General features: G+C 66.3%; 11 protein-coding genes. 6 read left to right on the top strand and 5 right to left on the bottom strand.

Annotated features, from left to right (window positions below):
* The first annotated feature begins 14 nt into the window (after positions 1-14).
* Entirely contained in the window at positions 15-3,053 is a 3,039-nt protein-coding gene (gene polA / locus LGR44_RS07275) for a DNA polymerase I (RefSeq protein ID WP_226738845.1), read from the top strand.
* Here polA and LGR44_RS07270 read toward each other — a convergent pair.
* Both LGR44_RS07270 and LGR44_RS07265 read right to left on the bottom strand, forming a co-directional pair.
* Complete coding sequence (locus LGR44_RS07270; protein WP_226738843.1) at positions 2,995-3,579, bottom strand: cytochrome b; 585 nt, start codon at positions 3,577-3,579, stop codon at positions 2,995-2,997. The two genes, polA and LGR44_RS07270, sit on opposite strands and share 59 nt — an antisense overlap.
* A gap of 15 nt (positions 3,580-3,594) precedes the next feature.
* Positions 3,595-4,035 carry an antibiotic biosynthesis monooxygenase family protein gene (locus tag LGR44_RS07265; protein ID WP_226738840.1) on the bottom strand — a complete coding sequence of 147 codons (441 nt, stop codon included), beginning with the start codon at positions 4,033-4,035 and terminating at the stop codon, positions 3,595-3,597.
* A gap of 86 nt (positions 4,036-4,121) precedes the next feature.
* On the opposite strand from LGR44_RS07265, the gene LGR44_RS07260 reads away from it, so the two are divergent.
* Positions 4,122-4,562 carry a MarR family winged helix-turn-helix transcriptional regulator gene (locus LGR44_RS07260; protein WP_226738838.1) on the top strand — a complete coding sequence of 147 codons (441 nt, stop codon included), beginning with the start codon at positions 4,122-4,124 and terminating at the stop codon, positions 4,560-4,562.
* Between the two features lie 63 nt (positions 4,563-4,625).
* Positions 4,626-5,336 carry a glutathione S-transferase gene (locus tag LGR44_RS07255; RefSeq protein ID WP_226738836.1) on the top strand — a complete coding sequence of 237 codons (711 nt, stop codon included), beginning with the start codon at positions 4,626-4,628 and terminating at the stop codon, positions 5,334-5,336.
* 7 nt (positions 5,337-5,343) lie between these two features.
* Here LGR44_RS07255 and LGR44_RS07250 read toward each other — a convergent pair whose 3' ends face one another.
* Complete coding sequence (locus LGR44_RS07250; RefSeq protein WP_226738834.1) at positions 5,344-6,135, bottom strand: class II glutamine amidotransferase; 792 nt, start codon at positions 6,133-6,135, stop codon at positions 5,344-5,346.
* 172 nt (positions 6,136-6,307) lie between these two features.
* Here LGR44_RS07250 and LGR44_RS07245 point away from each other — a divergent pair, with 172 nt between their 5' ends.
* On the top strand, positions 6,308-7,708 hold the full coding sequence (locus LGR44_RS07245) for a sodium:proton antiporter (protein ID WP_226738832.1): 1,401 nt from the start codon (positions 6,308-6,310) through the stop codon (positions 7,706-7,708).
* Positions 7,709-8,098: 390 nt separating this feature from the next.
* Here LGR44_RS07245 and LGR44_RS07240 read toward each other — a convergent pair whose 3' ends face one another.
* Positions 8,099-9,190 carry an NAD(P)/FAD-dependent oxidoreductase gene (locus tag LGR44_RS07240; protein ID WP_226738830.1) on the bottom strand — a complete coding sequence of 364 codons (1,092 nt, stop codon included), beginning with the start codon at positions 9,188-9,190 and terminating at the stop codon, positions 8,099-8,101.
* Positions 9,191-9,256: 66 nt separating this feature from the next.
* Positions 9,257-10,867, bottom strand: coding sequence for a phosphoenolpyruvate carboxykinase (locus LGR44_RS07235; RefSeq protein WP_226738828.1), 1,611 nt, complete (start codon positions 10,865-10,867; stop codon positions 9,257-9,259).
* Positions 10,868-11,351: 484 nt separating this feature from the next.
* Here LGR44_RS07235 and LGR44_RS07230 point away from each other — a divergent pair, with 484 nt between their 5' ends.
* Together LGR44_RS07230 and LGR44_RS07225 are read left to right on the top strand one after the other, a co-directional pair.
* Positions 11,352-12,050 (top strand): response regulator transcription factor, encoded by a 699-nt coding sequence (locus tag LGR44_RS07230; RefSeq protein ID WP_226738826.1) that lies wholly within the window; start codon positions 11,352-11,354, stop codon positions 12,048-12,050.
* 25 nt (positions 12,051-12,075) lie between these two features.
* On the top strand, positions 12,076-13,869 hold the full coding sequence (locus LGR44_RS07225; protein WP_319004821.1) for a sensor histidine kinase: 1,794 nt from the start codon (positions 12,076-12,078) through the stop codon (positions 13,867-13,869).
* The last annotated feature ends 6 nt before the right edge of the window (positions 13,870-13,875 follow it).

The raw sequence follows: 13,875 nt of genomic DNA, 5'->3' as shown, positions 1-13,875 counted from the left end.
CACGAACGAGACCCATGGCTTCCTCCCGTCCCGTCCAAGCCGGCGACCACGTTTTCCTCGTCGACGGCTCGTCCTTCATCTACCGGGCCTACTTCCAGTCCATGAACCAGGACTCGAAGTACAATTCCCGCATCTCGGACGGGATGCCGACGGGCGCCGTGCGCCTCTTCGTGTCCAAGCTCCTGCAATTCGTCCGCGACGGCGCCGCCGGCCTGATGCCGACCCACCTCGCCATCGTGCTCGACAAGTCGGAGGGCTCGTTCCGCAAGGAGCTCTACGAGGACTACAAGGGCCACCGCCCGGATGCGCCCGACGACCTCAAGGTGCAGATGCCCCTGATGCGCGAGGCGATTCGCGCCTTCGGCCTGGAGCCCATCGAGCAGGAGCGCTACGAGGCCGACGATCTCATCGCCACCTATACCCAGGAGGCCAAGGCCCGCGGCGCCAACGTGCTGATCGTCTCCTCCGACAAGGACCTGATGCAGTTGGTCGGGCCGCTGGTCTGCTTCTACGATTTCGAATCGGGCTCGAAGGGCAAGCCCGGCTACCGGCCCGAGCGGAACCTGGACGAAGCCGCCGTCACGGAGCGCTGGGAGGGCATTCCCCCGGAAAAGATCGGCGACGTGCTGGCCCTCATGGGCGACACCTCCGACAACGTGCCGGGCGTGCCCGGCATCGGCCTGAAGACCGCCGCCCAGCTCATCAAGGAATTCGGCGACCTCGAAACGCTCCTGGAGCGGGCGCCTGAGATCAAGCAGCCCAAGCGCCGCGAAACGCTGATCAACAACGCCGAGTCGGCCCGGCTCTCCAAGAAGCTCGTGACCCTCGACTGCGCCGCGCCGCTCCCCGTTTCGCTCGACGAGCTGCGCCTGCCCGAGCCCGACCCGAAAACCCTGATCGGCTTCCTGAAGGCGATGGAGTTCAACACGCTCACGCGACGGGTGGCCGAGATCTACGACGCCGATCCGACCGCCGTGGAGCCCGACCCGCGCCTGATGCCCGGCGGCGAGGCCATCCGCTGGGAGCGCCTCGGCGGCCCTGGTCCCGCCGAGACCGAGGTTCCTTTCGAGGGCGGCGCCGTCGCGGGAGACGTCGATCCCTTCGCCGGGCTCGACCTGCCGGAGACCGCGCGGCGCAAGCCCGTGGAAGGGCTCGGCACGCCCTCGCAGCTGGCCGCGAAGCGCGCGACGGAAGCCTCCTCGCAGGCCGTCGACGTGCAGGCCTACGAGACCGTCACGAGCCTTGAGCGCCTGAAGGAATGGGTCGTGGAGGCCCGCGAGAAGGGGTTTGTCGCGGTCGACACGGAAACGAGCGCACTCGACGCCAATCTGGCCGATCTGGTCGGCTTCTCGCTCGCGGTCGAGGCGGGCCGGGCCTGCTACGTGCCGCTCCAGCACCGGGGCGATTCGGACCTGTTCGGCGGCGGGCTCGTGCCGGGCCAGATTCCGGTCACCGACGCCCTCGATGCCATCCGTCCGCTCCTGGAGGATCCGTCCGTTCTCAAGATCGGGCAGAACCTGAAATACGACTGGATCGTCTTCAAGCGCTACGGCATCGACGTGCGGCCCTACGACGACACGATGCTGATCTCCTACGTGCTCGATGCGGGCAAGGGCCCGCACGGGATGGACGAGCTCTCGCGCCGCCATCTCGGCCATTCCCCCATCAGCTTCTCCGACGTGGCCGGCACGGGCCGCAGCAAGGTGAGCTTCGACAGGGTCGAGATCGCCAAGGCCACCGCCTACGCGGCCGAGGACGCCGACATCACGCTGCGCCTGTGGCAGATGCTGAAGCCGCGCCTCGCCGCCGAGCACCGCGCGACGGTCTACGAGACCCTGGAGCGCCCCATGATCGACGTGGTGGCGCGCATGGAGATGCGCGGCATCCTGGTCGACCGGCAGATCCTGAGCCGCCTCTCGGGCGACTTCTCCCAGACGCTCGCGCGGCTCGAGGATGAGATCCACGAGATGGCGGGCGAAAAGTTCGCCCTCGGCTCGCCGAAGCAGATCGGCGACATCCTGTTCGGCAAGATGGGCCTGCCCGGCGCGAAGAAGACCCCGTCCGGCCAATGGGCGACGCCAGCGACCCTTCTCGACGAGCTGGCCCAGGCCGGCCACGAGCTGCCCGCGAAGATCCTCGAATGGCGCCAGCTCGCCAAGCTCAAATCGACCTACACCGACACCCTGCAGGAGCACATGCACCCGGACACCAAGCGGGTGCACACCTCGTTCTCGCTGGCCGCGACGACCACGGGACGCCTGTCCTCGTCCGACCCGAACCTGCAGAACATCCCGATCCGCACGGAAGCCGGCCGCAAGATCCGTCAGGCCTTTGTGGCGCCGCCCGGGCACAAGATCATCTCGGCCGACTACAGCCAGATCGAGCTGCGGCTCCTCGCGCATATCGCCGACATCCCGCAATTGCAGGAGGCGTTCGCGCAGGGCATCGACATTCACGCGGCGACCGCGTCGGCCATGTTCGGGGTGCCCCTCGACCGGATGAACCCGGATCTGCGCCGTCAGGCCAAGACCATCAATTTCGGTATCATCTACGGCATCTCGGCCTTCGGCCTCGCGGTCCGCCTCGGCATTCCGAACAACGAGGCCGCCGCCTTCATCAAGCAGTATTTCGAGCGCTTCCCGGGCATCCGCACCTATATCGACGAGACCAAGAAGTTCTGCCGCGACAAGGGCTACGTGACGACGCTGTTCGGCCGCGTCTGCCATTACCCCCAGATCAAGTCGGGCAATCCGTCCGAGCGTGCGGGCGTGGAGCGCCAGGCGATCAACGCCCCGATCCAGGGCACCGCCGCCGACATCATCCGCCGCGCCATGGTGCGCATGGAAGACGCGCTGCGGGCCGAGCGCCTCTCCGCCCGGATGCTGCTGCAGGTGCACGACGAACTGGTTTTCGAGGCTCCCGACGAGGAGGTGGAGGCCACGCTGCCCGTGATCTCCCGCGTCATGACGGAAGCCCCGTTCCCGGCCGTATCCCTCAAGGTGCCGCTCGCCGTGGAAGCCCGCGCCGCGCAGAACTGGGACGAGGCGCATTGAGGGGCAGCATTCTGCCAAGCACGCCGTCGCGCCTGATCCAGTGGTGGTAGAGCGCGCCTGCGATGTGCAGGACGAGAAGAGCGAGCAGGAGGCGCGCCATGAAGCCGTGCGCAAGTCGGGGCGGCTGTCGCATCAGATCGGACATGGACGACAGATCCCCCGCGGCCAGCATGGGTGCCAGACCGCTCCTCACGATCAAGCCGACGCCGCTGACCGTCAGCGCGAGGACCACCCCGTAGAACCCGGCATGAACCAAACGCGCCAGGCGGTGCTGAACGGAAGCATCGGCCTGCCCTGGCCGCGACATGAGGTCGAAGGCTCGCCACCACACGAGCCGGACAAGGGTCAGAAGGCCGACCATGATTCCAGAAGCCACGTGGACCCGGTACAACCCGGGACGCAACCCGTCGGGGACCGCCTGCATGGCGAAGCCTAAGGGGATGAGAATGAGGATCAGAACGGCGCTTGCCCAATGGAGAGCCAGGGCGACGGTCCCGTATCGATCCGATGTGCTCTTGAGAGTCATGACTGCGCTCCTCGATCAGCGGGCAGAACGCAGCGTCCGCTCGGCCTGATAGAGGCGGCGGAACCCGGTCTGTCTCATCGACGCGGCGGCCGCCTTGAAGTCGGGTGAGGCCAAAGCGGCCATGAAGGCGGAGGCACTTTCCCAGACGGCATGGTTCACCCAGAGACGGGCGCCGCCCACCGGCCGATGAAGCGTCGTCGAGACGAACCCGGGCTGGCGCCGCAGGACCTCGGCCGCCCTGGCCCAGCCCTGCCGGAAAGCCTCGGCCTCCCCTTCCGGCACCAGGAACGTGTTGAGCAGCACGATCTGTCCGGTCGGTGCGGAGCGAAGCTGCTCCGCGAAACTCGTCCCGTCGCTTTTCTGCGCATCGGAAAGGCTGAGAATCTGCTCTGCCCGGCCAGCGCCGGGAAGTGCTGCCGCGAGCATGGCCGGAACGATGATTTGTCTCAGACCCATGGAAGCCTCCTATTTATATAGCATGCTATATATCATTGAATAGCTTCCTATACAAGCTAAGAAGCATCGACTCTGCAGGATACGGAATGAGTTTCGACAAAGACCAATCGGCCGGGTACGTGGTCAATCACATGGCCCGCCTGTTCGCGGCGGCGCTGACCGAACGCATCAGGCCGCTCGGGCTGAGCACAGGGCAGTTTCCCATTCTGCTCCAGCTATGGAGCGAGGAGGGGTTGACTCAAAAGCAGTTGGTGGAGCGTCTCGACTTGGAGCAGGCGACCATCGCCAACACCCTGACCCGTATGGAGCGTGACGGCCTGATCGAGCGGAAAGCCCATCCGCAGGACGGGCGGGCCCAGTGCATCTATCTCACGAAGAAGGCGCGCGCTCTGGAGGCTCCTGCAACGGAGGCGGCCAAAGCCGTGAACGAAGTCGCCCTGGCGGACCTGCCGCCCGTCGCACGAAAGGCTTTCTTGCGCGTGATGGAGCAGATCATCGGAGCCCTGCAAAAGGATCTCGCAGGATAGGTGGCCATCGCCGCTGTGCCTCCTAAGTCTTAGGCCTGTACCGCTGAACGACGGGAGCCCCCTATGCCTTACGAACTCTACTACTGGCCCACGATTCAGGGACGCGGCGAGTTCGTGCGGCTGGCGCTGGAGGAGGCGGGTGCGGATTACGTCGATGTGGCTCGGGGGCCGGACGGCGTCCCGGCCATGATGCGGATGCTGGAGGAGGCGGCGCACCCGCCCTTCGCGCCGCCTTTTCTCAAGGACGGCGATCTCGTCATCGGCCAGACGGCCGCGATCCTGCTCTATCTCGGGGCGCGGCACGGGCTCGCCCCGAAGGATCCGGCCGGGGGCCTGTGGACGCAGCAGATCCAGCTCACCCTGTCGGATCTCGTGGCGGAGGCGCACGACACCCACCATCCGGTGAGCGTCAACCTCTACTACGAGGACCAGAAGGAGGAGGCCCTGCGCCGGGCGGCCGATTTCCGCGACAGCCGCATCCCGAAATTCCTCGGCTGGTGCGAGGGCATCCTCGCGCGCAACCTGGCCGGCGACCGGCACCTCGTGGGCGCGTCCCTCACCTATGCGGACCTGTCCCTGTTCCAGGTGGTGGAGGGGCTGTCCTACGCCTTCCCGAAGGCCATGGAGCGCGCGCTTGCGGATGCGCCACGCGTCGCCGCGCTTCGTCATGCGGTCGCCGAGAGACCGCGGATCAAGGCCTATCTGAAGAGTTCGCGCCGCATCCCGTTCAACGAGGACGGGATCTTCCGGTGTTATCCGGAGCTCGACGGGTAAGGCGGCCTCAGGCTGCCAGGCGTCCCATGGCCTCGTTCAGGCACTGAACGCCGACGCCGCCACCGGCGCGGGCCACGAGGGTGCAGCCTTTCGGCACCTCCCGCCAGCCCTTCTCCTTGCTGTCGATGGGCTCGGACACGACCAGAAGGCCGCCGTTCTCCTCGCGGTAATAGAGGGTCGGGGGCTTGCCGTCGCAGGCCCAGCGGAAGGCCCACAGGCTCTCGCCGTCGGTGAGGGCGGCGGTGAAGCGCAGGGGCTCCTCGATCTCCGCCTCCTCCATGAGGCCCCGCACCTGCTTGAGCGTGCGGGCCATGGCGGCGATGGGGTCATCCTTCAGGCCGTTGGCGAGGGCGGCGAGGAAGATCGCCTCCGAATCCGTGGTGCCGAGGCGTCCGTCGTAGAGCTCGTCCGGGATCAGGGCCTCGAGGCGGCGCTTGATCCGGCCATAGCCGCCGATCTGGCCGTTGTGCATGAACAGATGTCGTCCATGCGCGAAGGGATGGCAGTTGGCCCGGGTGGTCGAGGTGCCGGTGGAGGCCCGCACATGGGCGAAGAAGAGGCTCGAACGAACCTGCTCGCACAGGCTCCGCAGGTTCTCGTCCGACCAGGCGGGGCGGACCTCCCGATAGACCCCCGGTTCCGGGCGCTCCCCATACCAGCCGATGCCGAAGCCGTCGCCGTTGGTGCCGGTCTTGGCCTCGACCGCGTGCAGGGATTGATGGACCAGGGAATGGGCCGGAGCGCAGACGAGATCGGCGAGGAAGATCGGCTCTCCCCGATAGGCAAGAAAGCGGCACATCGATGTTCGTCCCCCCGGCGTCTCGGGCGCCCTGTGCAACCTTGTTTTACTATCCTTCCCTCATGGTGAACAGCCGGTTAACGAACCTGCTGTTGCGGCCCCGCCCGCCTGCCCGTAAAGCTTGGCAAAACACGACAGAACACGTCCAACCGGACGACGGGGGTTTCACCGCATGTCTCGCGCTCTCCGCCTGGCGCTCGGCGCCGCTCTGCTGCTGCTGCCGGAGGCCGCGTCGGCCGCCGAGCTCGACGGGCGGTCCTTAAGCCTCCTCTGGTCCCTGCCCTTCGCGGGCATTCTTCTCTCCATCGCGCTCTTCCCGCTTCTGGCGCCTCATGCCTGGGAGCATCACCACGGCAAGATCGCGGCCCTGTGGGGCGTGCTCGTCCTCGCGCCGATGGCCCTGATCCTGGGCCCGGCGACGGCGCTCCACGCCCTCGTCCACACGGCGCTCCTCGAATACATCCCCTTCATCCTGCTGCTCCTCGCCCTGTTCACCGTGGCCGGCGGCATCCTGGTGCGCGGCAACATCCACGGGGCGCCGGGCACCAACACGATGCTGCTCGGGATCGGCACGGTGCTGGCCAGCTTCATCGGCACCACGGGCGCCTCCATGGTGATGATCCGCCCCGTCATGCGCGCGAACGACGACCGCCTGCACAACGTGCACGTGATCGTGTTCTTCATCTTCCTGGTTTCGAACATCGGCGGCTCGCTCACGCCGCTGGGCGACCCGCCCCTCTTCCTGGGCTTCCTGCGCGGCGTCGACTTCTTCTGGACGACCACGCATCTCCTGCTGGAGACGCTCTTCGCCGCCGCCCTCCTGCTCGGCCTCTTCTTCCTGTTCGATACGTACCTCTACCGGAAGGAGGGCCGCATCAAGCCGGACCCGACGCCGGACACGCCGGTGAGGATCACAGGCGGGATCAATTTCTTCCTGATCTTCGTCATCATCAGCGCCATCCTCATGAGCGCGACGGTCGATCTCGGCCGGGCGACGGTGCTCGGCACCGAGGTCGAACTCGCCAATGTCCTACGCGATCTCGTCATGGTGGCCGTCACCGTCATCTCCCTCAAGCTCACGCCGAAGGGCAACCGCATCGACAACGGTTTCTCCTGGGGCCCGATCGAGGAGGTGGCGAAACTCTTCGCCGGGATCTTCGTCACCATCATTCCCGTGCTCGCCATGCTCAAGGCCGGCAGCGAGGGCGCGTTCGCGCCTCTCGTCGCCCTGGTATCGAACCCGGACGGCAGCGCCAACCATGCGGCCTATTTCTGGCTCACGGGCGGCTTGTCCTCGTTCCTGGACAATGCGCCCACCTACCTCGTCTTCTTCGAACTCGCGGGCGGCGACCCTCAGGTGCTGATGACGCAGGCGGCGGTGACGCTGGCCGCCATCTCGGCGGGCGCCGTGTTCATGGGCGCCAATTCCTATATCGGCAACGCCCCGAACTTCATGGTCTATGCCATCGCCCGGCAGGGCGGCGTGAAGATGCCGAGCTTCTTCGGCTACATCGTGTGGTCGGGCCTGATCCTGGTCCCCACTTTCGTGCTGGTGACGCTGCTGTTCTTCTGAACGTCTGCTCGTCAAGCGCGGGCAACCCTCCTCCCCCTTGTGGGGAGGAGTTGGAGGTGGGGGTGTGAGCGATAGCCTATGAGGGTCCGGCGCCCACACCCCCACCCTGGCCCTCCCCACAAGGGGGAGGGAAAGAGCGCTACGCCTTGATGGCCAGACTTCGAAGGATGAGGGGCAGGGCGATTACAAAAATAACGATCAACAGGAGGCATACGGCTTCAAAACGTCCTGTGCCCTCTGCCTCGAAAAGATTTCCGATTTTAATACGCATACCTCTGTCCTTTCAGCCTTAGGGCAGATTAGTGCGTGCAATTCACTCCACATCATGCCCCCGTTCTCGGGCATGATGCAGGAGCTTAGAACGTGTTAAGCGCGCTCCACATGATTCGCTCATAAAACCCTTGCTGCAACGTCCTCGGCGAGCGACAGGCTCGACGTCAGGCCAGGGCTCTCGATGCCGAACAACTGGACGAGACCGGGCAGTCCGTGCTCGGCCGGTCCGTCGATCATGAAATCGGCGGCCTTCTCGCCCGGGCCGGTGAGCTTGGGCCGGATGCCGGAATAATCCGGCACCAGCGCCCCGTCGGGCAGGCCGGGCCAGTAGCGGCGGATCGAGGCGTAGAAGCTTTCCGCCCGCTGCGGGTCCACCTCGTAGACCTCCCGCTCGACCCATTCCACATCGGGGCCGAAGCGCATGCGCCCGTTGAGATCGAGCGTGACGTGGGTGCCCAGTCCCCCGTCCACGGGCGCCGGATAGATCAGCCGCGAGAAGGCGGGTTTGCCGAGGCAGCCGAAGTAATTGCCCTTGGCGAGCACGAGCGGCGGCACCCGTTCCTGGGGGTAGCCGTCGGTGGCACGGGCGAGGGCCTGGGCGCCCAGCCCCGCCGCGTTGACGACGGCGTCGAAGGTCAGCGTGTCGGCCTCGGCGCCGCCGATCCGCACATCCCACCCGGAGGCCGTGCGCGCGATGTGCTCCACGGGCGTGTTGAAGGCGATGGCGCCGCCCTCCGCCTCCAGATCGCCCTGGAGCGCCAGCATGAGGGAATGGCTGTCGACGATGCCGGTCTCGGCCGAGAGAACGGCGCCGGTGCAGGACAGATTGGGCTCGAGGGCCTGCGCCTCGGCGGCGGTCAGGAACGACAGACCTTCCACGCCGTTGGCGATGCCCTGCTCGTAGATTCCCTCGATCTTCGCCTGTTCGAGATCGTTCGTCGCCACGATGAGCTTGCCGCATCTGGCATGGGGCACGCCGTGGCTCTCGCAGAAGGCGTAGAGCAGGCGCCGGCCGTTGACGCAGTGGCGGGCGCGCAGGGAGTCGGTCGGATAGTACATGCCGGCATGGATCACCTCGCTGTTGCGCGAGGACACGCCGTTGCCGATCCCGCCCGTGGCCTCCGCCACGATCACCCCATGGCCGCGCTGGGCCAGGGCGCGCGCAACGGCCAATCCGACGACCCCGGCTCCGACGACAAGAGCATCCATGTCCAGTCCCCCATGCAAAACGGCGGCCCGAAGGCCGCCGTTTGTTAGGACAGATCGAAAAGGATGTCAGGCCGCAATCGACGTCTGCGGCGCCGCGGAACGCACGTCGGAATCCACGTGCCCCTCGAAGCGCTTGAAGTTCTCGTTGAACATGTCGATGAGGCGCTTGGCCGTCTCGGCGAACTCCGCCTTGTTCTGCCAGGTCTTGACCGGATACAGGATGTGCGGCTCGACGCCCGGCACCGAGGTGGGCACCGCGAAACCGAAATAGGGATCGCGGCGGAAATCGGCGCGGGAGAGCGAGCCGTCGAGGGCCGCCGTCAGCAGGCGGCGCGTGACGCGGATCGGCATGCGCCGGCCGACGCCGTACTTGCCGCCGGTCCAGCCGGTGTTGACGAGCCAGCAATCCACCGAATGCTTGGCGATGAGGTCGCGCAGCAGGTTGCCGTAGACCGAGGGGTGGCGCGGCATGAAGGGCGCACCGAAGCAGGTGGAGAAGGTGGCTTCCGGATCCTTCACGCCCTTCTCCGTTCCGGCGACCTTCGCCGTGTAGCCGGAGAGGAAGTGGTACATGGCTTCCGCCGGCGTGAGCTTGGCGATGGGAGGCAGCACGCCGAAGGCGTCGCAGGTCAGCATCACGATGTTCTTCGGGATGCCGGCCCGGCCGGTCGCGCTCGCATTGGGGATGAAGTCGAGCGGATAGGCGCAGCGCGTGTTCTCCGTCTTCGACGCATCGTCGAAATCGGGAATGCGCGTGATCGGATCGATCGCCACGTTCTCCAGCACCGTGCCGAAGCGCTCGGTGGTGGCGAAGATTTCCGGCTCCGCCTCGCGGGACAGGCGGATGGTCTTGGCGTAGCAGCCGCCCTCGAAGTTGAAGACGCCGTTCGGGCCCCAGCCGTGCTCGTCGTCGCCGAGCAGGATGCGGTTCGGATCGGCCGAGAGGGTGGTCTTGCCCGTGCCGGAGAGGCCGAAGAACACGGCCACGTCATTGGCATTGCCCACATTGGCGGAGCAGTGCATCGGCATCACGTTCTGCGGCGGCAGCACGAAGTTCAGGTAGGTGAAGACCGACTTCTTCATCTCGCCGGCATAGGAGGTGCCGCCGATGAGGACGATCTTGCGGGTGAAGTCGCAGGCGATCACCGTCTCGGTGCGGCAGCCGTGCCGGGCCGGGTCGGCCTTGAAGGACGGCAGGTCGATGATGGTAAGGTCCGGCGCGAAGCTCTTCAGATCGCCCCGGTCGGGACGGATCAGAAGGTTGCGGATGAACAGGGAGTGCCACGCGAACTCGGTGAACACCCGCGCCCGGACCCGGTAGCTCGGATCGGCGCCGCCGTAGAGATCCTGCGCGAAAAGCTCCTTGCCCTCGGCATGGGCCATGAAGTCCTTGTACAGGGTCTCGAATTGCTCGGGGGTGATCGAGCCGTTGTTCTCCCACCAGACCGTTCCTTCCGTCGTGGCGTCGCGCACCACGAACTTGTCCTTGGGGGAGCGGCCGGTATGAACGCCGGTCTCGGCCAACAGCGCTCCGCCCTGGACGACCTTGGTCTCGCCGCGGGTCAGGGACTGCTCGTAGAGCGCGGGCGCCTCGAGGTTCCAAAAGACCCGCTTGAGGTTCCGGAAGCCGGAGGTCTCGGCCCCCTGCGCGCTGTTGAAGACGCCGATAGTTTCCACTGAAGACTTCTCCTGATGGTCGGCCATTGGACGGCCCTGTTTCCTGCCCAGAAATGGCGCTATACTGTTCTTGTTCAAGCGTCGCCGCTGCAACCCTTTCGCCGTACCGCCTGTCGCAGCGATGGTGAGGTTAGCCGGCGTCACCGTCAACTAACCACGTTCCATCGCATTCTATTTTGTCCCAGGCTAGGCCGTTTTCGCGCCGTCCAGACGAAATTCGCCCGCTTTTGCGGGGTATTGGCGGCTCTCCGGCCCGCCTTGGGAAGAGAAACCCAGCCTCCGGCGGCGTTCATCTCCGGTTGTGGGAGGGCGCCTAAACTTGCCCGCGGGACCGGGGCCCCTGGCACTCCCACGAGGGGACCTTATTTATGCCATGAGAAAGACGCAGTTGGGCACGTTTTGGTGCCTCCTGCGTTGTCAGGCGGGAGGCCCACCGGAGTGAGCGTGCCGGCAACGGCCATTCGCGTATAACAAGGAAGAGTTCATGCCAACGATCGCCCTTGTCGATGACGATCGCAACATCCTGACATCCGTCTCCATCGCCCTGGAGGCGGAAGGTTATCGCATTCAGACCTATACCGACGGCGCATCCGCCCTCGACGGCTTGAAGCATGCCCCGCCGGATCTCGCGATCTTCGACATCAAGATGCCGCGCATGGACGGAATGGAGCTCCTGCGCCGCCTGCGCCAGAAGTCCGATCTGCCGGTGATCTTCCTGACCTCGAAGGACGAGGAGATCGACGAGCTGTTCGGCCTCAAAATGGGCGCCGACGACTTCATCCGCAAACCGTTCTCGCAGCGTCTCCTGGTGGAGCGGGTCAAAGCCGTGCTGCGACGCTTCGCCCCCAAGGATCAAGCCGCCCCGCGGGAAACCGACGCTAAGGCGCTTGAGCGCGGGCAGCTGAAGATGGACCCGGAGCGCCATGCCTGCACCTGGAAGGGCGAGCCGGTGACCCTGACGGTGACCGAATTCCTGATCCTGCAGGCGCTCGCCACCCGCCCGGGCGTCGTGAAGAGCCGCAACGCCCTCATGGACGCGGCCTATGACGACCAGGTCTACGTGGACGACCGCACCATCGACAGCCACATCAAGCGCCTGCGCAAGAAGTTCAAGATGGTTGACCAGAATTTCGAAATGATCGAGACCCTCTACGGCGTCGGCTACCGCTTCAAGGAAGCCTGACGCCGAGGCGTCCTGAATGAGTGGCATGAAGGCTGATCCCATCCACGCCGAGGCTGCGGCCGAAGACCCGCCAGCCCCCCGTGGGGCCCTGGCACAGCTTCGGCAGTTCGGCCGGATGCTCGTGCAGCGCGCGTCGTCGAGCCTGACGCGACGGATCGTCGTGCTCAATCTCGCCGGCCTCGTCGCGCTGCTCGTCGGCTTTCTCTACCTCAACCAGTTCCGCGAGGGCCTCATCGAGGCGCGGGTGCAGAGCCTGCTCATCCAGGGCGAGATCATCGCGGGCGCCATCGCCAGCTCGGCGACGGTGGACACGAACACCATCGCGATCGACCCCGACCGGCTGCTGCAGATGCAGGCGGGCGAGACCGAGCGCTTCAGCGACGAATATCTCTCCTCGCTCGAATTCTCCATCAATCCCGAGCGGGTGGCGCCCCTGCTGCGCCGGCTCGTCACGCCGACCCAGACCCGCGCGCGCATCTTCGACCGGGAGGGCTTCCTCCTCCTCGATTCCCGCACCTTCTATTCCCGCGGCGACATCCTGCGCCGGGACCTGCCGCCGGTGGCGGCCACCGAGGACACCACGAGCTTCATCGAGCGCACCTGGAACTCGCTGCGCAATCTGTTCCGGCGCAAGCGGCGCCCGGTCCAGGAGGAGCCCGGCCCCGCCAACGGCAAGACCCTGCCCGAGGTGCAGCAGGCCTTCGCCGGCAAGCAGGCCAACGACGTGCGCGTGAACGCCCGGGGCGAGACCATCGTTTCGGTGGCGGTGCCGATCCAGCGCTTCCGCACGGTCCAGGGAGTGCTGCTGCTCTCGACCCAGGAAGGGGACATCGACGCCATCATCGCCTCCGAGCGTTTCGCCCTGCTCCAGGTCTTCCTGGTGGCGGCGGTGGTGATGATCGTCCTCTCGCTCTTCCTCGCGGGCGCCATCGCCGGGCCGGTCCGGCGGCTGGCCGAAGCGGCGGAACGGGTGAGATGGGGCACCAAGTCCCGCCAGGAGATCCCGGATTTCACCGCCCGCTCCGACGAGATCGGCCACCTCTCGGGGGCGCTGCGCGACATGACGAAGGCGCTCTACAACCGCATCGACGCCATCGAGAGCTTCGCCGCCGACGTGGCGCACGAGCTCAAGAACCCTCTCACCTCCCTGCGCAGCGCCGTGGAAACCCTGCCGCTCGCCCGCAACGACGAGTCCCGCCTGCGCCTCATGTCGATCATCCAGCACGACGTGAAGCGCCTGGACCGGCTCATCAGCGACATCTCGGACGCCTCCCGCCTCGATGCGGAGCTGGCGCGCGCCGACGCCGAACCGGTCGACATGGCCCGGCTTCTCGACGCGGTGGTGTCGGTCGCCAACGAGCGCAAGCGCGAGAACGATCCGATCATCGATCTGAGGATCGAGAAGCACCCCAAGGGCCGCGACGCCTTTCTCGTTCTCGGTCACGACAGCCGCCTGGGGCAGGTCTTCAACAACCTCATCGACAATGCCCGCTCCTTCTCGCCCCCGGACCAGCCGGTGCGGGTGTCCCTGCGGCGGCGAAAGGCGGATGTGGAGATCGTGGTGGAGGACAGCGGCCCGGGCATCGAGCCCCACGCCCTCGACCGGATCTTCGAGCGCTTCTACACGGACCGGCCCGAACAGGGCTTCGGCCAGAATTCGGGGCTGGGCCTGTCCATCTCGCGCCAGATCGTGGAGGCTCACCGCGGGACGATCCGGGCGGAGAACCGCCCCGGCCCGCTCGACGAGGAAACGGGGGAGCCGCGCCGCCTCGGCGCCCGCTTCATCATCCGCCTCCCGATCGCCAGCCAGAAAGGATGACGGCTC

The organism is Microvirga lenta (assembly GCF_020532555.1).
Taxonomy (GTDB): domain Bacteria; phylum Pseudomonadota; class Alphaproteobacteria; order Rhizobiales; family Beijerinckiaceae; genus Microvirga; species Microvirga lenta.
This window is presented reverse-complemented; position numbering and strand designations above follow the sequence as displayed.

Coding starts and splice junctions, on each gene's coding strand:
- polA (WP_226738845.1), top strand. CDS start 15: ATGGCTTCCTCCCGTCCCGTCCAAGCCGGCGACCACGTTTTCCTCGTC.
- LGR44_RS07270 (WP_226738843.1), bottom strand. CDS start 3,579: ATGACTCTCAAGAGCACATCGGATCGATACGGGACCGTCGCCCTGGCT.
- LGR44_RS07265 (WP_226738840.1), bottom strand. CDS start 4,035: ATGGGTCTGAGACAAATCATCGTTCCGGCCATGCTCGCGGCAGCACTT.
- LGR44_RS07260 (WP_226738838.1), top strand. CDS start 4,122: ATGAGTTTCGACAAAGACCAATCGGCCGGGTACGTGGTCAATCACATG.
- LGR44_RS07255 (WP_226738836.1), top strand. CDS start 4,626: ATGCCTTACGAACTCTACTACTGGCCCACGATTCAGGGACGCGGCGAG.
- LGR44_RS07250 (WP_226738834.1), bottom strand. CDS start 6,135: ATGTGCCGCTTTCTTGCCTATCGGGGAGAGCCGATCTTCCTCGCCGAT.
- LGR44_RS07245 (WP_226738832.1), top strand. CDS start 6,308: ATGTCTCGCGCTCTCCGCCTGGCGCTCGGCGCCGCTCTGCTGCTGCTG.
- LGR44_RS07240 (WP_226738830.1), bottom strand. CDS start 9,190: ATGGATGCTCTTGTCGTCGGAGCCGGGGTCGTCGGATTGGCCGTTGCG.
- LGR44_RS07230 (WP_226738826.1), top strand. CDS start 11,352: ATGCCAACGATCGCCCTTGTCGATGACGATCGCAACATCCTGACATCC.
- LGR44_RS07225 (WP_319004821.1), top strand. CDS start 12,076: ATGAAGGCTGATCCCATCCACGCCGAGGCTGCGGCCGAAGACCCGCCA.